This is a genomic window from Streptomyces sp. NPDC059010 (assembly GCF_042740355.1).
In the GTDB taxonomy this organism is placed as follows: domain Bacteria; phylum Actinomycetota; class Actinomycetes; order Streptomycetales; family Streptomycetaceae; genus Streptomyces.
Map to the genome: position 1 here is coordinate 1 of NZ_JBHYJA010000011.1, position 18,199 is coordinate 18,199.

The 18,199-nt window shown below is 67.0% G+C and carries 20 protein-coding genes; 4 read left to right on the forward strand and 16 right to left on the reverse strand.

Going from position 1 to position 18,199, the window contains the following annotated elements:
* A partial coding sequence (locus tag ACFWYS_RS13440) for a TetR/AcrR family transcriptional regulator (protein WP_384766855.1) occupies positions 1-579 on the forward strand: 579 nt, incomplete at its 5' end.
* Positions 580-874: 295 nt separating this feature from the next.
* Here the strand turns inward: ACFWYS_RS13440 and ACFWYS_RS13445 are convergent.
* The 9 genes from ACFWYS_RS13445 to ACFWYS_RS13485 form a co-directional block, all read right to left on the reverse strand.
* A complete protein-coding gene (locus ACFWYS_RS13445) occupies positions 875-2,077 on the reverse strand; it encodes a hypothetical protein (RefSeq protein ID WP_384766857.1) in 1,203 nt (400 codons plus the stop codon).
* Complete coding sequence (locus ACFWYS_RS13450; RefSeq protein ID WP_384766858.1) at positions 2,074-3,228, reverse strand: hypothetical protein; 1,155 nt, start codon at positions 3,226-3,228, stop codon at positions 2,074-2,076. The genes ACFWYS_RS13445 and ACFWYS_RS13450 overlap by 4 nt, the downstream gene beginning before the upstream one ends.
* 675 nt (positions 3,229-3,903) lie before the next feature.
* Positions 3,904-4,521, reverse strand: a complete 618-nt coding sequence (locus ACFWYS_RS13455) for a hypothetical protein (protein ID WP_384766861.1) — start codon at positions 4,519-4,521, stop codon at positions 3,904-3,906.
* Positions 4,512-6,398 (reverse strand): alpha/beta hydrolase, encoded by a 1,887-nt coding sequence (locus ACFWYS_RS13460; RefSeq protein WP_384766863.1) that lies wholly within the window; start codon positions 6,396-6,398, stop codon positions 4,512-4,514. Before ACFWYS_RS13460 ends, ACFWYS_RS13455 begins: the two co-directional genes overlap by 10 nt.
* A 9-nt stretch (positions 6,399-6,407) precedes the next feature.
* The gene (locus tag ACFWYS_RS13465) at positions 6,408-6,869 is read right to left on the reverse strand and encodes a hypothetical protein (protein ID WP_384766865.1); all 462 of its coding nucleotides are present in this window, start codon (positions 6,867-6,869) and stop codon (positions 6,408-6,410) included.
* A gap of 147 nt (positions 6,870-7,016) precedes the next feature.
* Positions 7,017-8,237 (reverse strand): type VII secretion-associated serine protease mycosin, encoded by a 1,221-nt coding sequence (gene mycP / locus ACFWYS_RS13470; RefSeq protein ID WP_384766868.1) that lies wholly within the window; start codon positions 8,235-8,237, stop codon positions 7,017-7,019.
* 1,854 nt (positions 8,238-10,091) lie between these two features.
* A complete protein-coding gene (locus ACFWYS_RS13475; protein ID WP_384766871.1) occupies positions 10,092-10,682 on the reverse strand; it encodes a hypothetical protein in 591 nt (196 codons plus the stop codon).
* A 347-nt stretch (positions 10,683-11,029) separates the two neighbouring features.
* Positions 11,030-11,227 carry a hypothetical protein gene (locus ACFWYS_RS13480; protein WP_384766874.1) on the reverse strand — a complete coding sequence of 66 codons (198 nt, stop codon included), beginning with the start codon at positions 11,225-11,227 and terminating at the stop codon, positions 11,030-11,032.
* 11 nt (positions 11,228-11,238) lie between these two features.
* A complete protein-coding gene (locus tag ACFWYS_RS13485; RefSeq protein ID WP_384766876.1) occupies positions 11,239-12,090 on the reverse strand; it encodes a helix-turn-helix domain-containing protein in 852 nt (283 codons plus the stop codon).
* 287 nt (positions 12,091-12,377) lie between these two features.
* On the opposite strand from ACFWYS_RS13485, the gene ACFWYS_RS13490 reads away from it, so the two are divergent.
* Positions 12,378-12,794 carry an ATP-binding protein gene (locus tag ACFWYS_RS13490; RefSeq protein ID WP_384766879.1) on the forward strand — a complete coding sequence of 139 codons (417 nt, stop codon included), beginning with the start codon at positions 12,378-12,380 and terminating at the stop codon, positions 12,792-12,794.
* A 211-nt stretch (positions 12,795-13,005) separates the two neighbouring features.
* Positions 13,006-13,746 carry a hypothetical protein gene (locus tag ACFWYS_RS13495; RefSeq protein WP_384766880.1) on the forward strand — a complete coding sequence of 247 codons (741 nt, stop codon included), beginning with the start codon at positions 13,006-13,008 and terminating at the stop codon, positions 13,744-13,746.
* 225 nt (positions 13,747-13,971) lie between these two features.
* Here ACFWYS_RS13495 and ACFWYS_RS13500 read toward each other — a convergent pair whose 3' ends face one another.
* Positions 13,972-14,265: a hypothetical protein gene (locus ACFWYS_RS13500; protein WP_384766882.1), complete on the reverse strand. Its 294-nt coding sequence runs from the start codon at positions 14,263-14,265 to the stop codon at positions 13,972-13,974.
* A gap of 287 nt (positions 14,266-14,552) precedes the next feature.
* On the opposite strand from ACFWYS_RS13500, the gene ACFWYS_RS13505 reads away from it, so the two are divergent.
* A complete protein-coding gene (locus ACFWYS_RS13505) occupies positions 14,553-15,083 on the forward strand; it encodes a DUF6624 domain-containing protein (protein ID WP_384766885.1) in 531 nt (176 codons plus the stop codon).
* A 106-nt stretch (positions 15,084-15,189) separates the two neighbouring features.
* Here ACFWYS_RS13505 and ACFWYS_RS13510 read toward each other — a convergent pair whose 3' ends face one another.
* The 6 genes from ACFWYS_RS13510 to ACFWYS_RS13535 all read right to left on the reverse strand — a co-directional run bounded on the left by ACFWYS_RS13510 (position 15,190) and on the right by ACFWYS_RS13535 (position 18,056).
* Positions 15,190-15,582, reverse strand: a complete 393-nt coding sequence (locus tag ACFWYS_RS13510; RefSeq protein WP_384766888.1) for a hypothetical protein — start codon at positions 15,580-15,582, stop codon at positions 15,190-15,192.
* Positions 15,579-15,860 (reverse strand): Arc family DNA-binding protein, encoded by a 282-nt coding sequence (locus ACFWYS_RS13515; protein WP_384766891.1) that lies wholly within the window; start codon positions 15,858-15,860, stop codon positions 15,579-15,581. The genes ACFWYS_RS13510 and ACFWYS_RS13515 overlap by 4 nt, the downstream gene beginning before the upstream one ends.
* A 119-nt stretch (positions 15,861-15,979) precedes the next feature.
* Positions 15,980-16,609 carry an OmpA family protein gene (locus ACFWYS_RS13520; protein WP_384766894.1) on the reverse strand — a complete coding sequence of 210 codons (630 nt, stop codon included), beginning with the start codon at positions 16,607-16,609 and terminating at the stop codon, positions 15,980-15,982.
* Between the two features lie 7 nt (positions 16,610-16,616).
* On the reverse strand, positions 16,617-17,198 hold the full coding sequence (locus tag ACFWYS_RS13525) for a hypothetical protein (RefSeq protein ID WP_384766896.1): 582 nt from the start codon (positions 17,196-17,198) through the stop codon (positions 16,617-16,619).
* Between the two features lie 34 nt (positions 17,199-17,232).
* Positions 17,233-17,859: a pilus assembly protein TadG-related protein gene (locus tag ACFWYS_RS13530; RefSeq protein ID WP_384766897.1), complete on the reverse strand. Its 627-nt coding sequence runs from the start codon at positions 17,857-17,859 to the stop codon at positions 17,233-17,235.
* Positions 17,859-18,056: a Flp family type IVb pilin gene (locus ACFWYS_RS13535; protein ID WP_384766899.1), complete on the reverse strand. Its 198-nt coding sequence runs from the start codon at positions 18,054-18,056 to the stop codon at positions 17,859-17,861. Before ACFWYS_RS13535 ends, ACFWYS_RS13530 begins: the two co-directional genes overlap by 1 nt.
* Between the last annotated feature and the right edge of the window lie 143 nt (positions 18,057-18,199).

Below are 18,199 nucleotides of genomic sequence, written 5' to 3' on the forward strand. Positions count from 1 at the left end.
ACCCCGCAGGACTGGTCGACCGCGGCGCTGCGCGCGATGGCACGCGGCGGGGTCGGCGCGGTGTCGGTCAACGCGCTCGCGGGCGAGCTGGAGGCGACACGAGGCAGCTTTTACTGGCACTTCAAGGATCGCGATGCGCTGCTGACGGCCGCGCTGGAGAGGTGGGAGCGGGACGACACCGCAGCGCTGATCGCGGAGTTGGGCGACATCACCGACCCCCGGCAGCGGCTGACGGCCCTGTTCACCATCGCGCTGGGGCAGGAAGACATCAACGGCCTGGAGCCCGCGATCGTCGCCCACGCCGATCACCCCGCCGTCGCCCCGGTCCTGCGCCGGGTCACCGAGCGGCGGATCGCCTATCTCACCGATCTCTACACCGACCTGGGCCTGGACACCGCCGCGGCCAGGCGTCAGGCGGTCACCGCGTACGCCGCCTTCCTCGGCTGGCTCGAACTACGCCGCTCCGCCTGCGACATCGTGCCCGAAGTCGCCGCCACCGGCCCCACCGCCGCCGCTGCCCTGGAACACCTCATCACCGAGCTGACGCGACCCGCCTTGCACGAGGCGGGGCCGGAGTAAAGCGGGTTGGGTACGAGGCTGCCGGGTTTCCTCGTACAGCACTCCGCGCCTTCGGCGCGCACGGCTGCCAGTGCCTTGAAGCCGGGCCCGGTCGGTCGGCCGGCGCGTACCAGGAGCACGTGACTCAGCATCCCCGTCGACCCGCTGGACGGGCAGGTGCCAGTCCGTGGCCTTCTCGCCCTCCTCGTAGAACGTGACCTCCCGGATAGCCACCTACGAGGACGCCACACCCCGGTATTAGAGCTGCCGAGGGCGTGGCGTTTCGCATCGTTGCGGCACGGCGTCCGGGTGGGAGTCAGCGGCTCCCGCCCGCACGTGGCAGTTTCAGCTTCAGCGGGCCGCAGCCGAGGCGGGCGGCCTCGGCCTCGACGTAGCGGGGGAAGAGGGTGCGCAGGTCCGCGCTCATCCCGCTGTCGTTGGCCTGTACGAGAAACACCGTCTCGCCCGCCTGGCAACGGGCCTGGAAGGCGCCGAGGTTGGGGCCGAGGCCGCCGTAACCGGCGGCGGAGGTCACCCGGTCGCCTTGGTACAGCGTCCTCCCCGTGAAGATCGCGGCCAGCCGCGGGTCCTCGACGGTCATCAGGCGCTGCTTCCACTGCGAGCCGGTGACGTCGCGGTCGCAGGTGCGTACCGGGCCGTGCCCGTCGGTGATCATGGGGTACTTGTTCGGCTTGCGCTTCTTGCCCAGGGTCAGCCCCTTGATGCCGCAGAGCGAGTCCGGCTTCTCTGTGCGGGTGTAGCGGGCGGCCGTCGGCAGGTGTTCCACTGGATCGGCGATCGTGCCGGTGCAGCCCAGGTCCGCGCTGACCTTGTTGACGAGCTTCACGACCATGCGGGCCATCGCGTCCCGCTCCTTGGTACGCGGCTCCAGGTCGGTGATCCAGCTGCCCTGGGCGATGTCCACTACGGTCGGCCCGTCGAAGTCACTGGGGCGGCCCAGGCAGCCGTCCGGGATGGCGAGCCAGGCGCGGTTGTCCGAGGCCATGCCCAGCAGGCCGCCGCCGAGCGGGGTGAGACGGGCGGAGAGGAACTCATCAGCCCACTTGCCGTCGTCGCCGACCCGGTCGTCCAGCCGGTGCACCCGGGCGGTGAGCGCCCATTCGTCGCCGTCGCTGTTCGTCAACTGGCAACTGCCGGTGGGGCCGTCCATGGAGCGCCCTCCGTGCAGCACGGGCGCCTCGACCGCCTTGACATCCTCCGGCTCACGGAACGTCGCGGCGAGGTCATCGCGGGGCAGCGCGCCCCAGCACACCTCGTCCGGCGCGAACGGCCCGGCCTGCGTCTGCCAGGCCGTGCCGCCGGCGCCGAGCAGCATCCCGGAGAGACCTGCGGCCAGCAGCGGCCGGACCCGCCCGCGCAGCAGGTGGCGCCAGTGCAAACGCTGGCGCCGTCGGTGCCAACGCTCCCGGCGCAGGCGCCGATACCGCTCGCTGAGCAACTCCCGGTCGGCGGGCAGGGGCTGGTCGTATCGGTTCGGCTCGTCCGCGGTGCTGCTCACCGGGCGGCTCCCTTGGGGGCGATGGGGGCGATAGGGGCGCAGCCCAGGCGGGCGGCGGCCGCGTTGACGAAGGCGGCGAGACGGTCGGGGTCGGTGTAGACGCCCATCAGGAAGGTGGCGGGCCGGCCGGCGCAGTCGGCTCGCACGATCGCGTGGTTCTCGCCGATGGTGCCCGTGCCGCGCCAGCCGCGGGCCGCGGGGCGTTCGCCCGCGATGCCGTCGAACACCGCGGCCAGCCGGGGCTGCGCGACCATCGCCAACTGCAGGTACGGCACGCCGTCGCGATCACCATGGACGCTGCACGTCTGCAGGTCGCGGGTGACCGCGCCGGTCTGGTCCTCGATGTCCTCCGAGTCGAGGTGCAGGCCACGGATGCCGCAGACGTCTTCAGAGGTGCTGAAGATGCGATCCGGCTCGCCTGGCAGGTCGTAGAGCGGCGAGCTGACCTTCAGCGGCTCGTCCGGCGCGCAACCGGCCGCCGCCATCCCACGGTTGGCCGCGGCGACGAGTAGTACCGCCGCCTGACGGGCGCCGCCCAGGTCGGCCGAATCGCTCTGGGTGTACGAGGGGCCGCTGCTGTACGTGCCGGACGCGTTCATCGTGACGACGGTCGGTCGGCCGTCCTTCGTATCACAGGACTTCGGGAGCACCAGCAGACCACCGCGCCCGTTCACCGTGCCTGGCAGGCCGTCCGGGATCGGGACCATGTCGCCGCCCAGGAAACCGTCCTGGATCATCGCGAGCCGGGCCTCGGCGGCCTTGGGCACCGGGCCGTACTTGACGGACACCTGCTGGCGGATGGAGACCTTGTCGCCGTCGTAACTGCTCTTGTAGTCGCTGGCGATGGCGACCTCGCAGCTGCCGTTCGGGCGCTCGCGGGTGGGCGCCGTCTCCTTGCCGGTGCGTGACCCGTCGTCATCGTCGCCGAACGCCTCGTCGCCGAGGAACTCCGGGCCGCTGTCCTCTTCCCATGCGCCCCAGCAGTAGCGGTCCTTCGGCCACGGCCAGGTGTCCGCTGCCCACGTTCCGAGACCGGTGCCCGCAAGCGCCAGCACCAGCGCGGATATCAGCGACAACCGGCCGCGCCTGCTGGTCGGCAGCACTCGACGCAACCGACCGGGCGCCGAGGGCGCCTCGTCAGTCTCACTCACCCCGTGATCCCCTCCAGCGCAGGCAGGCCCGCAAACCGGTCCCCCACGTGCGCCCTTGCCGTAACGACACACTCATCCGCTGGCACATCCAACAGCGCATGCCCTGCACACCGGACTATCTCTTGAACTTCAGACTCACCGCCCCGGCCTTCCCTGACTCCCCACGAGTCTGGCGGATGCCAGCCTCAGCTGCCGCCTCAATCAAATTCTGTACGTCCCAGAGTTGATCCTGACTATCTCCATCAAAGGGAACATCCGTCTCGTAGGTCAGAAACTACCCAGCGCCGTTGGCTTGTTCATGCGCGGGAGGCCAACTGCCAAGCCCTGCAAGGCGTCTCGGGGCGATTAATTGCCGTTCGGTGAGGTGGTCGCAAGCGGCACATTCAAGGACCAGAAGTCCGAGCGGATATTTGGGCACAGGATTGGGTCACCCGCATAATTCGAACCGTTAGCAGGCCTAGTTGGAGCAGCCACCGAAGATTCCTCCACGCACGGTGAAGCAACCTCAAAGAAACTCTGCCCCTCACCGCCGTTACTCGACCGAAGTCCGAAGCCATCTAAGGTCTTTGCATAGATCGCAGGAAGCTCCTCATTCCTGTTGACAGCCGAAGGCCTCAGTCACCTCGGTCCGAATTCAAGTGATCAGGAGAGGTGTTGTCGAGACGTCGCCGTGCTTCATTGCTCGCTCGCCGACGTCGTTGGTGAAGCGGAGGGAAGCGGACTGTTCACCGACCAAAAGGCAGAGCGCACATTGGGGTGGGGGATGGGGTGATCGTAGTCGGGCCCGTTGGGGGGAGTCGTCGGATCGGTGACGTCAGATGGCTTGGCGCATGGGGTGGCTACTTCGAAGAAGGCCTGCCTTTCCGCGCCGACAGTGAGGGCGATACCAAAGCCATCGGTTGACTGGGCGTAGATCGCGGGAAATTTCTCATCCTTGTCCACGGACTTGATTCGGTACCCGCTATTCTCCCAGAAGCGCCGCACCAGCCCCAGCAAGCCGCCCAACCTCTCTTTGGAGAAAATGGTCATGACGACACGGCGGCGGGAGACATCACAGCTCCCGGTTGTCGTTGCCCCATGGGTCCACTGAACCTCAGGCTTAATCGCACTGAGTGTAGCGTCGAGCATTGAGTCCGCACGGTCGGCTGCCTGCTGCATCGTGATCTTCATGGTGGGCTTCCCACTCTCCTCGGATACTGAATTGACGGCATCCTTTGCGGAGCTACACCCCGAAACGAGGAAGGTGACAGCGGCAGAGAATACGAGCAGTTTCTTCAGGTATTTCAACGCCATCGCTCCAGATTGATTCGATCGGATTCCCCCGACACAATCTTCGCAATATTTGTTGCGGACTCCAGGTCTTTTTCCGGATTGAAATAGTTCGAGTGAGCCGGTGCTGGGTCGTTGGCCTCTGGCAGCGGCCCAGGGCCGACCAGGAAGCGGCGAGCGCCGAAGTCCTTGCTCGCCGGATCGGTTCCGAACCAGATCTCGTCCGGGTCGCTCGTACTGTCCCCGACGGTGTGCCCGACGGAGCCGCCCACGACCGCGCCCGCCACACCGCCCGTCAGAGGTCCAAGGAAAAGTCCCGACTGATTGCCCAACAGGGCCCCCGTGACTCCGCCGACATACGAGCCCACGGCCAGTCCGCCCGCTTCCCTGTGGTTGGGAAGCATGGTCACAGGGTCGTTGGCCGCTGCCCCCACGAAGACATGGTCCTTGCCGACATTGAGATCACCGGCCTTGTCCGCACCAGTGCCGGGGCTGCCGACGAGGATGATGTCGTCAGCGCCTGGGATACCGCCATCGCGCTGTGCTGCCTGCCCAACGGTGAGCGAGCCGTAAGAATGGCCTATGGCGGTGGTGTGGAGGTCGTCGTGCTCGTTCGTAGCCGAGATGCCCGCCATGAATGCGTTGTATGCGGTTGCACCGACCTTGGCATTGTTCATGAGCGCAACATCTGCGTTGTGCCGGAGTTCCGATGCTGGCAGCTGCGGGGCGTCATACCCCAGCCATACGATCGAGGCACTAGACGGATCGTATTTCTGTGCATCGATTGCTGTGTCTTTGGCCCTCTTCAGGTCGTTTTTCGCAAAGTCCCCGTCCAAGGCAGTTCCAAGGCCGGGCACGTACGCCGATACGTTCTTGGAAGCGTCCGGATTACCATAGGACACAATGGCCCGACCGTTACCTTCATCTCCGATTCCCAGTAGGTACATAGGCGGCGAATCAGGGTCCGGATGCCGTAGCTGATGATCGATCGACTTCAATCCGTCCAGCATCGTCTTCGACTCTTCGTCATCCCGCCCCGAGAGTTTCCCGATGAGGAGCTGGATATTCTCCCGATTCGCCTCGTCCCGCGCCGCGGCCGGGACGCCGTCCAAGTTCCCGATCACGCCGGGGTAAACCGCCAGGTACTCCTCCCGCTGTTCCTGCGTGAGGCTGTCCCACCACTTCTTGCGTTCGGAAGGCGACTTGTCCAGCGGGATGTTGTCCCTGAGGTATTCACTCGCGGCCGAGCCGACCGCATCTGCATCGGACGCCACATTCGCCCACGTCTTGGTGCTGACGCTCAGTCCCGGTGCCGCCTTGAGCTTCTCCAGCGTCTTGCTGTACCGGTCGTCGATCTCCGTGGCTTCCTGGACCGCGTGGGCAATGCGGTCGGCTAGGTATTCGGCCTTCGCGCGGTGGGGGTTGGGGCTGTGCAGGCCAGAGGTGTCCGGCCCCAGTCCGGGGGTGTACATGCCGCCGCCCCTGGCGGCGCTGCCTGCGATCCTTCCGCCAGGGATCTCGTCATCGGTCAGCTCGTTCTTCCCCCCGGGGGGATACACGACGCTACCGTCCGCGTTGACGGTGTACGCCAGTGCATCCGCGTCCTCCAGCGCCTCAAGCAGACGACGCCTCGGGCTGGCGATGTCGGACGAGAAGCCGTTGAGAGCGCCACTGACCAGGCCACACTCGACCTGGGTGTAGTGGAAGTTCTCCGACAGCTTCTTCAACTGCGTGAGCGCCGCCTTCGCCGCCTCGCCCTCGTTGGCACCCTGAATGACCTTGGTGATCTGCTTGTCGATGCGGTTCTTGGCCGCAGCAGCCATGTCACTCACCGCGCGGTACCCGTCCGCCGCCTCCGTGTACTCGGACGGCTTGATGGCCTTGAGTGTCTTGAGGTCCATGCTTCCGGATCACCAGCCCTTGCCAGCGCTGCCAGCAGCGGGCGTATCCTCAGAGCGGACTTTCAGGCTGGCGATCTCGCCCTTGATTGCCTCGTCGGTCCTCAGCTGGTCGTTGCCCGTCTTCTCCAGCACGGCGGCGAGCCCGCCGCACAGCTCGCTGATGTCCCTGATCCGGCGCTCCCAGGAGTCGTACACGCCCTGCTGGGCCGCTGCCGTCAGGCATCCGGGCTCCTTGCCGAACCCCGTCTGGCCGTCCTTCAGCCTCGTCAGCGCCTGGCGGGAGTTGTCTCGCAGGTCGCTGACGTCCTTCCCCGCTTTGGACCACGCGGCTTTGTCGGACCTCACCTTGCCGGTAACGCCGCCACCGCTTGAGCCGCCGCCCCCTGCAGCCGGCAGCTGGTTGAGCTGCATCTGCGTGGCATGGCGCTCGGCCACCGCAGCCTTGAGCTGCTCCCATTCGTCCCACGCCATGCGTGGTCCCTCCCCGTGTCTTGTCGAATGCCAGTCGAACGGTTGTGAACGTGCGACTGCGAAGCTGCGGTGGTCGAAAAGTACGGTAGCGCCGCTACAACATGCGCCCCATCCGTATCTGCCACCAGCGCCTCTGAGTACCCGTACTCAGTGAGTGATGGACCCCGTGTTGCGGCGCCGAGCGCGCACCACAGGGATAGCGATTGCGGTACCCAGCAGAGCGGCAGCACCTACGCCCAGGGTGATCCAGAGGGCCGCGTCGCTGTCGTCGTCGCGTGCAGGGACAGCGGTGGACGGCTTGTCCTCCTCGTCCTTGGTCCCCGCGGACTCAGAGGCCTTCGGAGATGGCGACTTGGACTCCGCGGCGGCCAGGTCGGGGAGCGGATACTCGTCGGCTGGGCCGGGATCGCCGGGGGTCTTCAGGGCGATCCGGGGACGGACAACTCCGTAGCCGACGTAGTCATTGCGCTTGGCACCGCTTGTGGGGCCGGCTGCGGTGTTGAGCATGACCCGGAGGACCTGATTGTTGGTCCACTCAGGGTGCTTCGACCAGATGAGGGCTGCGCTGGCGGAGGCTATGGCGGTGGCGTCACTCGTGCCATGGGCCTTGCACTTGCCCGTCTTGCCGCCACAGGCGGCAACCATGTCGATGCCTGGAGCAGCCAGGTCTACCTGGAGGCCATACTGCGACTCGGCGGTCTTGCGAAGATCCTGGCCGATCGCTCCCACCCCGACCACCCCAGGAGTGGCGGCGGGGTATGCGAGAGACGAGTCTCCTTTGTTGCCGACACCTGCGAAGATCAAGGCCCCCTTGTCCAGGGCATACTTCACAGCCTTGATCTCTTGCTTCTGCACGGCCGAAGTAGCAGCCCATCCCTCGGTCCCCATGGAAATATTGATGACCTTGGCCCCTGCATCGGCGGCGTACCTGATCGCTTCAGGGAATACGGTTTCCTTCTCGCGCACGCGAATGGGCAGAATCTTCGCCCCGGGGGCGAGGCCGAAAGCCCCATCCCCGCCACTGCTCTCGCCGGTTCCAGCGATCAACCCGGCCATGCCCGTGCCATGGCCACGGTAGTCAGTGTGCTCATCGCCTGAGACGTTTGGCGCGAAGTCCTTGCCCTTGAGTACCTGCCCCACCAGGTCGGGGTTTTTGTCATCCACCCCGCTGTCGATCACCGCGACGGTGATTCCCTCCCCTTTGGTGATCTTCCACATCTCTTCCGCCTTCATGGCGGTCAGATGCCACTGCTGGGAACGGATGGACTCCGCATGGGACGGCGTACTGGCGATGGCCACCAGCAGGACTGCCAGTACTCCCGGCAGCATGATCCTTTGACGGAGAGGCTGCATTTGGCTGGTGGGCATCGGCATTTCTCTTGCGGTCCTAACGAGTTCAGTCCACGACGGGCGGCGTCGCGCGACGTACGCCCTGCTGCCAGGTCTCTTCATCTTCAGTGAGGTAATCGGGGCGCTCGCCCCGGCGATCGTCAGGACGAGACTCCGCGGAACGAGAGCCCGGCGGCACCGCTGATCCGCCACGCCCAACCGGTCCGGCACCATGCTGCGGCTCGCCTGCCCGTCGCACCACGCCCGAGAGCCCGCCGCGCGTGCCGCCTTGCGCTGCGGGGCCCGCGGAGAGCCCGCTGCCGCCCGAGACGCCGTGTACCGCTCCTGAGCCGCCTGGGGTGAAGGGGCGTGCACTCCCCGTACCGGCCTGCTGGGGACGGCCTCCGACGATGCCTCCAGTTTCCGAGGCGAAGCGACGACCACCCGTCCCACCGCCTGGTGCAGAGGGAGCCGTGCCGCGTGCCGTGGCGGAGCCGCCGGCACTGATGGGGCGGGCATTCACGCCTCCCAACCCCTGAGGGCGACCACCGACAATGCCCTCGGGCTGTCCTGCGATGCGCCGGCCACTCCCCGTCCCGCCCCGGACGGCCCCAGGCCTTCCTGTACCGACGGGCTGCCCCGCCGGGCCACGGCCGGTGACACCCTCGCCGCCGATCACAGTGCCTCGGGGGATTCCGCCGGTGGCCCGCCCCGGAGACGGGGGCACGGGCCTGCCGCCCGTGATACCGCCTCCAGCGGTGGGACGCTGGGTGGAAGGTCCGGTGCCCATCGGAGTCTGCCCAGTGGCTACCGGGGGCCGGAATCCAGGGGAAGGGCGGCCTGTCCCTGTCGGAAGGCCGGTTGGCCTTTGGACGCCTCCAGCCACCGGAGGTACCACTCCGGGAGGCATCGTCGCAGTTCCCTCTGGCCGTCCCCCTACCATCGGCGGGCCACTCGCTGGCCCCGACGGTGCAGTTGGCGCCTCAGGCAGGGTTGCAACGCTGTCGATCTCCACCCCTGTGGGTGGCTGTGGACGCACAGCTCCACCATCAGGGGCTCCGGGGGCCTTGGCGGAGGTCTCGGGAGAGCCAACCGACCCACTCGCGCCATCACCCTGGCCCACGGAGCCACCGGCACGCCCACTCGACCCGACTGATCCCACCGCGCCGGGGGCAGTTGAGTCAGCGGCACCACCTGTGGGCACGAGGTCTTCACGCGCGCCGAAGCCCTCGGTAGGGGGTGGCATCACAGCTTTGGGCGGCGGCGGAAACTTCGGCTTCTCCAAGCCGTCCATCTGCTCCGCAGACAGCGTGTACGACTCCGCGAGCTTCTTCATCTGCCGAGCAGCCTCTTGCCGCTCCGACTCCCGCTTGGCCAGGACCGTCTCAATGTCCCGGGTTGAATCACGGGCGACGGACGCCGCATCGGGATCGTTGCGCGCAGCCTTCGCTGTCTCCAGGTTCGCCTGTGCCTTGCTCAGGGTGGACTGGCCATACTTCGTGTCCCGGGGGATCGACGCCTTGACAGTCGAGATCGTGCCAGAGGCTTCGGTGAGCCACTTCGACGCGCCTTGGCTGTACTCCGCCAGTCTCAACGTCGCGTTCGCGAGATCCGCGCTCCAGCGGCGGAACTCATCGGCGCCCTCACCCTTCCAACCCACCCACTGCGGGCGCGTCTTCAGCTCCTCGCCGACCTTCTTGATCTCCGCGGCCACCAACACCAGCTTGGCCGCAGCGGCGAGCACCATGCCGGCGTCGGCCTCATCCAGCCAGGCGAGCATGTCCTCGTGGCTCATGCTCTCGAACGGTGTCTTACCGCCGCCCTTGCCCTTGTCGCCCATCTCGTATCCCCGCTATCCCCGTGAGTGTCCCCGTGATGCGTACCCAGCCGCCGTCAGAAGCCCGACACGCCGGAGGTGTCACCGATTCCGGAGTCATCGCCGGGCTTCGTGGTCTTCCCACCCGGCGCCCCCGGAACCTGCGGCTCGTAGCTTCCGCCGTAGTGCTCGGTCGTGCCCTTGCTGATCGCCAGCATGCGCCGGCTGACGTCCTCGTCCACGTTCTCGTAGCCCTTGTGCGAGGCCAGGACCGCGATGCTCAGGCCCTCGATGGAATCCGTGAGGAGCTTGGAGAGCTTCTCCAACTCCGTCATCACCGTCTCGTGAGAGTCAAAGAGGTTGGCTGCCTCAGCCCAACCACCGGATCCACCACCGAAGTTGGTCCGGGACACCACGTTCTGCCCCACCCGCTTCGGGCCGGCCTCGCTTTCCCGCAGGTCACGCAGGAGCGCGTCGATACGGTCCCGGAACTTCGTGAAGGACTGCAACTCGGTGACGACATCACCCATGGCCGACACCGCTGTCTGGAGGCCTGCCCCGACGCCGAACACATCTGCGGCCGCCGATGCTACTGGTCCCCCCAGGGAACCCTCCGCCCATGCGGCCGGGTCCTCCACCGGTACGTCGATCGCCCCGTCGTCCGCCACAGCATCCTCCCCGTTAGCCAAAGCGTCAGGTTTCACTCTAGCTACGGGCACTGACAATTCGTACACCTCCTTTGCGTCTGCAAGTTGCCCCACTGGTGGACAAGTTGGGTGCAGTCGGTCGCAACCGAACGTCACGAATTCGTGACAGTCACCCTGGGTGTCGCTGTCACCGGTGGCCGAAAAGCGCGCCTGTATGCGCTGCGGTTGGGCGAACCGATCAACAGCGTGAGAGGCGCGGTTCGCTTCTCGGGCCGGGGTATCGCATCGCACTCTGACTTGGTTTCGCAATGCGAATGCCTGAGGCTCGCAAGCAAGGCGTTTGCGGGACGACGGGGTGACGCACAACCTCAGAGCAGGTGGTCCACTTTCCCTGCCTTGATGTCGAGGATGAGTGTGCGGAGGGCTTCGCGGGTGTCGGTGACGTAGGTGTCCTCGGCGCCGGCTATGGCGATGTAAGCATTGCCGTCGGGGTCGGTACCGAGGCGGAAGCAGCTGGCCCCCTCGCCGCAGAACGGCTCCTCCCATGTGATCGCGCTGTCATCCATCGAGCGTCTCCCTACAGGTCGTTGGCAATCCCTCGGATGAAGTCGCGCGACTCCTGCGGCGACAGGGCAATGCGCTCCATCCAGTCCAGGTGGGCACGGTACTTGGCCAACTGCGCTTCCCCACCCAGGAATTCCGGCCCGTGCGAACTGTCGACCTGAGCAGTGTCCAGCTGGGGGACGGGGCCTTCGAGATAGTTGACCGTCTGCCCAGCACCGGGGAACGTACCGGCGGCGAAGGGGATGACCATCAGGCGCACCGCGGGCCGCTCGGAGACGGCCAGCAGGTGTTCCAGCTGCGCGCGTGCCACCTTGGGCCCGCCGAACTGCATGCGCAGTGCGGCCTCGTGAACCACTCCGACGTACTCGGGCGGATCCTCACCCTCCAACACCTGCTGGCGCTCCGCGCGAAACGCCAGGCGCAGGGCGACTTCATGCTCGGGCAATGGCGGAAGCACCGCCCGGAACAGCTCAAGGGCGTGGTCGCTGGTCTGGAACAGGCCGGGGATGTGTGCCGTGTGCGCCGTCCGCATGCGTACCGCGTACGACTCCAACTCGGCGATGTCCAGGAGGCCGAGGGAAAGCGAGCCTCGGTAACGCTCCCACCAGCCACGTCCGTTAGGGCGGGCCATCTCGACCAGCGCCTCCACGTACGCCTGATCCGAACACGCGCAGTTGCAGGCCAGCGTGCGGAGACGTTCAGGGTTGATGGTGCGGATGCCTGTCTCGATGTTGGAGATCTTCGCCCGGTCCAGCCCGAGCAGCCCGGCGGCCTGATCCGCCGACATTCCGGCAGCGGTTCGCATCCTGCGCAGCTCACTGCCCAGTCTCCTCTGACGCTCCGTCGGCGTCGTCCTCGGTGGCATGCCGTTCCTTCCGAGTGCGGTCGTGTGCAGTCTGCCGCCTTTGGGCGACGGTCGACCACGAACGGGTCAATTTCTTTGATTGAGTGGCAATGTAACCATCTCGCGCTCTACCTTCAGTAACGAGACTGCTACTCAAGGCAGTTGGAAGCGCATCGCGCGAGCCTGCCCGCACCCTCCTCCCCTGGGAGGGGTGGGCCGCGCCAGGGAGACAGGCCACCAACTGCCGTTCACCAATGAAGTCGAACGAACCTGACCGAACCAAACCCCACTTGGAACGGAGACTCCGCATGCCCGACCCCCGGTCCTGGGAGTGCCACCTCAGACTCCCCAACGACCCCCGAGTCCTCTCAATCGCCCGCCACACCGTCCGCACAGCCCTCCTCGGTTACGCCCACACGCCCGAACTCACTGACACCGCCGAGCTGTTGACCTCAGAGCTGGTCTCCAACTCCGTAAAGCACTCTGACGGTCCCGTCACCGTCAGACTCCGCTCCCGCCCCGATGCCGTACGCATCGGAGTCATGGACAACCACCCAGAGCTCCCCGACGCCCTGCCCTGCACCCCGGACCAGGACTTCGGTCGCGGCCTGTACCTGGTGGAGGCGCTGGCGGACTCTTGGGGCCGCTACCCGGTGATCGGTCACTCCCGCCCGGCCGGCTGGAAGGTGGTGTGGTTCGAACTGTCCGACACCGTACGGAAGTGAGGTCATGCCGAGGTGGCAGATCCGTGCCACTTCGCACCGCCGTGACCTCCTGTCATGAGCCGCCGGTGGCACAGCGCGCCGGACAGTGCCCCGTCGGGCCGCAGTTCCTGCCAGCGCCCCCTCATCCAGCCCCACCAGAACCAAGAACTGAGTACGCCTCCTGAGTACAAGCGCTCAAGGCGTGGCCGGGCAGGTCCGTGAGGCTGGGGTCATGACAACGCCGTACCCTCCGTCTCCGCAGCAGCCGCCGTATCCGCCCATGACGCCCACCACCACGCACACCACGCCCACGACGCCCGTGGCCGACTTCCCGCTGCCTCCCCCTCCCGGACGGCCGCGGGGGCGCCGGGGAATTGTGGTCGCCGTTGTCACCGTGGTCGTGCTGCTCCTGGCCGGTGGGGGATTCGCCGTGTGGCGGCTGGTGTACGGCGATGACGGTGGGCCGCTGGCCGGACGGCCGAGGGTGAGCGACAGCGCCTCCGGGATCTCGTACGCGATCCCGGAGGGGTGGAAGCAGGGGAAGGGGAAACTGATCGGTGCCTTCACCTCCACGATCGCCCAGAAGCAGGCGGACAACGAGGGCGCCGACGACAGCAGCGGCAGCACAGTCCTCGCCGGTCGGGGTGAGGGCGTGGCCGAGGGCCAGCTGGGGGCTTACACCGAGCGCTGGGCGCGGTCCAACGCCGAGTTCTTCCTCCCGTACAGGCGCATGTCCAAGGGGGAGTCCCGGGCGCTCACCGTCGATGGGCGGCCGGCTCACACGGTGGTGGTGAACGTGGCGGACAGCGACACCGGTCCGGGGCGTCTGCGGATGACCGTCGTCTCCGTGGACGACAGCCGCGTGGCCTTCCTCATCGGCATCACGACCGGATCTGACGGGAACGCCGAGCAGAACACCGGGCCGGAGACCGTCGACGCCGTGCTGAGGAGCATGTCCGTCGGGGTCGGATGAGGGCCCCGGCACAGGTGACCTGCCCCGCCCTCCCCGGCGCGGTGGAGCTGAACCAAGAACTCCAGGCTTCCAGGCTTACCTGGTCCGCACTGCACCGCACCGCACCCGCCAGTCGCTCGCCGCGCCCCGGCCCGAGCCCGTGCCGACTCCGCCCGGATCAGGCCGATGGCCTCCGCAAGGCCAACAGGTGTCACGGAACGCGCACGAGTAGTGACCATGGAGCGATCACCCTGTGCGGGAATCGGGCCGGATCTCCACGGTGAACGCCGCGTCCTCGGGGCCGTCGCCTTCCTGGCCCTCCCAGACGCTCACACGCACATGCAGCTGCCCGGTGCCAACGGCCTCCCACTCGGTCACCAGGTCGGTGACGACGAGGGCGGCGGCATACTCGGCGGCCTGCTCGGGATCGTCGGTGACGATGGTCCCCCGCCACCGCTCGGGATGGGCACCGTAGGGCCGCCAGCCCTCCGAGCCGTACGGCTCGTCGACCCGGTACACCCAGTCCTTACCGGTGCCCATGACACCGATTTTTCCACTTGGGAGGACCATGCGCCGGGACGGCGCATCTCATCGGGCCGCGGATCACCTCCGCCGATCACCCCGGGCCAGTGGGGCGACGCCCCGCCCCCGCAGCTCATCCCCGTCACGGTGTCTACGTCTTCCAGGGCACCGTGACCGTCTCAGCGATCCGGCTGTGGCCCCGAGAGTAGATCCATTATCGCGGTGCGGGGAGGCGGCTGTCACCGTTCTCCGGAATGATCTTTACGCCCGATTTGTACCTCTAGGCTTGCGGGCGGACACAAAGCATGGATCTGACCTGGGAGTTGAGAGTGGCGCACGACGTTGCCGCGCTGACGGCGGAACTCACGGATATGGCAGCGGCCGATCACCGGTCCGCAGTCTGCGCGAACAGCGACGACCCCGCCGAGCAGTTGGCCTGGCGGCGGCTGACCGCCCGGCATGGTGACCGGCTCGGCGAGATCATGGAGGGGTACGGCTGGCCGACGGCGGAACTGGTCGGCGAGGAGGCCGCACGTGCGGCATGGCTGATCGCTCAGCACGCCGACCGGCAGCTTGATGTTCAGCGTCGCGCCCTCCACTTGATGCAGCAGGCGGTGTCGGCAGGCTCGGCCAGCCCGCGCGAGCTGGCCTTCCTACAGGACCGCACGCTGGTCAATGAGGGCCGTGAGCAGATCTACGGCACTCAGATCGCCGGCGTGAAGGACGGGGCACCGGTTCCGTGGCCCTGTGAAGAGCCCGAGCGCATGGACGAATTCCGTGCGGAAGTCGGCATCGAGCCCTTCGACGAGTACGTCGCCAAGTTCTCCATGGCTTGATGCCCCGTTCCCAGTCGCGTCCGGTGGATCACTGCCCGGGCTCTCCTGCCGCGGGCAACGATCCACCGGACAGGCCCTGGCCGAGTACGGCCCCTGGGGCCCGGAGTCAGCGATTCAAGTCCATGATGCCGATTCCAAGCCTGTCGTAGGCGTCCGGTGCGACGGTGGCCACCAGTGCACCTTCGGGGAGCAATGCGTTCGGTCGGGCCGTGTGGACTGCCGCGGCGACACCGAAAGGGACGTCGTCGCGACACAGTTCGGCGACGGTCACGGCCATGGCATAGTCGTCGTCGATCACTCCGAGAACGTCCAGCAGCACACCCGTGTGCGCAACGATCCCGGGGCGCTCGCGCTCTGCTTCCAGAAGGCACAGCACGGGCACCCACAAACGGACGTCATCGCTGGCTGCCGCGGCATGGATCAGGCCGGAGACCTGCTTGTTGCCGCCCATCGCCAGGAGCGTGGACGTATCGAGGACATAGTGTTCGGTCAGGGTCAACGGGACGACTCCGCCTCCGCGAGCGCGGCCCGGTGAGCCGCGCTGGCCTCGCGCATCTTGCGCCGCATCTCCGCCGACTCCTCGTCCGTCACGTAGTGCCCGAACCGCTCGGCGAGCAGTGCACGGGTGCGATCGGCGCGTTCCTTGATCTGCTCGGGAGTCAGAGTCTGAGCAGCTATCTCCCGCATCAGGGCCCGGAGACTGGTCCCGCGCGCCTCCGCCACTGCGGCGAGCTGGTCACGGACTTCGGCGGGCACGCGGATCATGACGTCAGACATGGAACGAGTATACGCGACGTATACGGATGAGTGCGGGTGCACGGGCGGACCGCGCGGCTTCACGTTAGCGGCGGCCATCGCGGACCGAAGTCACGTGCGGCTCCCCCCGTCGTGTCGACTCAACCCTCCGTCCGCGGGAACGACACCTCCACCCGCCGGTTCTTCTTGCGGCCCGTCTCCGTCGCGTTCGAAGAGATCGGGTACTGCTCGCCGTAGCCCCGTACCTCGTATGTGATCGACGAGTCGTTCAGCTCCGACTCCAGGACGCCCTGTACGGCGTTCGCGCGCTTCCTGGACAGGACGTCGCCGTGGGCGGAGGAGCCCAGGTTGTCGGTGAAGCCGAAGACTCGGATGCGGGTTGCGTTCTGGGTTTTGATTTCTTGCGCGATGGAGGAGATTCGGGCCTTTGCATCGCCCGTGAGCTTTGCGCTGTCCTTCGGGAAGAGGACCTCCGCCTGGAGCGCGAACTTGACGTCCGTGTTCGTGTCCTCGCGGCGCTCCTCGCCGGCCTGGTCCTCGACGACCTGCTTGATGTCCAGGACCTTCGGTTCGGCGAGGGTGGCACCTTCGGGGAGTTTGAGGTCGGGGTCGTTCGCGTCGACCTCGACCGGGGCGGAGGCGGTGGCTTCCGTGCCGGGCGGGACGCTGGGGTCGTCGGCCGCGTCGGCTGGTGTGGCGCCGAGGAGGTGGGTGGCGACCATGACCGTGGCCGCGGTGAGGGTCAGGGTGAGGCGAGGTGCCCGGGTCATGGCTGCCTCACCCGGAGATCTGGATGGTGGCGGCGGCGAACGTCGGCAGTTGGAAGGTGACCTCGGTCGTGTCCGTGGGCGGGGACGGGAACTGCATGAACACGGCCAGGGTTTCGCCGGACTTGAGAGTCGAGAAGCCCGTGGTGGTCAGCGGCCGGCCGTCCGTGTCCCGCAGTACGTAGTAGCGCTTCTTGCTCTTCGAGTCGACGAGGGTGGCGCCACCGAGCGACCGGCCGTTTCTGGTGATCTCGGTCTCGTTGCCGCTCAACGCGGACGGGACCGACATGCTCTTGGCCCCGTCGTTCTTGAGGCTGCCGTTCACGGTGACGAAACCACCGGAATCCCGCTGGGCGGAGGTGATCTGGAGGAGCAGTCCGTCCGAGCCCTTCAACTCCGCCAAGGGCTCGTCCGCCTGCCCCTCCTGAGCGCTCGGGTCGGATCCACCCTTCGTGGAGGCGGGCGCCGAAGCCTGCGGCTTCTTGTCGTCGTCCCCGCCACTGCCGCAGCCGGCCACACCGAGGGCCAGTCCAGCCGCAACGGTCAGCGCGACCATCCCCCTGTGGGCCTTCGTGGTGAACCGAATGCTCATTCCTCTGCTTCCTTCGTCACTCGTCATTCGCTTGTCAGTCGGCCAGATGGACGTCGAAGAGGTCCTCGGGGCCCGGAAGGGTGGTCGGATCGTCCGGGTCCACGTCCCAGGTCTTGTCGTCCTCGCAGGTGAGTTGCGGCAGTACGTCGCCCTCGGCACCCTCAGCGCCCTCGTCGCCCTCGGTGTCCCCGCCCGGGAGTTTGAACTCGCAGCGCCGCTCGATCACGGCGGTGGCTTTCGCCGTCGAGTGCCTGTCCTCCGTGCCGGGCACGATGGAATCGCCGACAGGCTTCGTGGTCTTGGCTTCGACCTTGTACCCCGGAGGCAGTGCGTACAGCGGTTCACAGACCGCCGTGGCGTCGTTCTGCGCCGCCAACTGCCCCGCCCGCCCGCATCCGTCGAGGACCACGTCCTTGCCGTCGAAGATGTCCTGCCACTTCGTCGGGTCGAGTACGTTCTCCACCCACTCGTCCGTGAGCTTGTCCCGGGTGTCCAGTGCCGCCGCCAACGCCGCTGCGTCCGCCGCGGTCTGGGCGCCATTCCTGTTCGCCGCGGCCTGGCCGACCGCAAGGTAGGCGAACGCAAGAAAAAGCAGGCCCGCCACCACCGTGATGTAGATGGGGAAGGCCTGCCCTGCGTCGCCGCGCCTTGGTCGCCGCATCAGCCGCCGGTCACTTCGGTGATCTTGTCCGTGATCGCGTCGAAGATCGTCTGGCCGATGTCGGTCCCCGCAATGGCCAGCACGATCGCCACAACCACCGCGATGATCCCCAGATATTCCACTGCCGTCTGCCCCTCGTCGTTGCGAGTGGCGCGGGAGCGGAGGTGTGCTGCGGTGGTCTTGATCCAGTTGCTCATGGTGTTCCCCTCTGGTGTCCGGCGGTCGCTGAGCGCTTGGCTCGCAGGTGTGGCGGAAAGTCCTGCGAGAAAAGTAAGCGGGATTACCCGGAACACCAGAGGGTCCCTGGGCCCAATTTCGAGCCCAGGCCGAAAAGCATCGC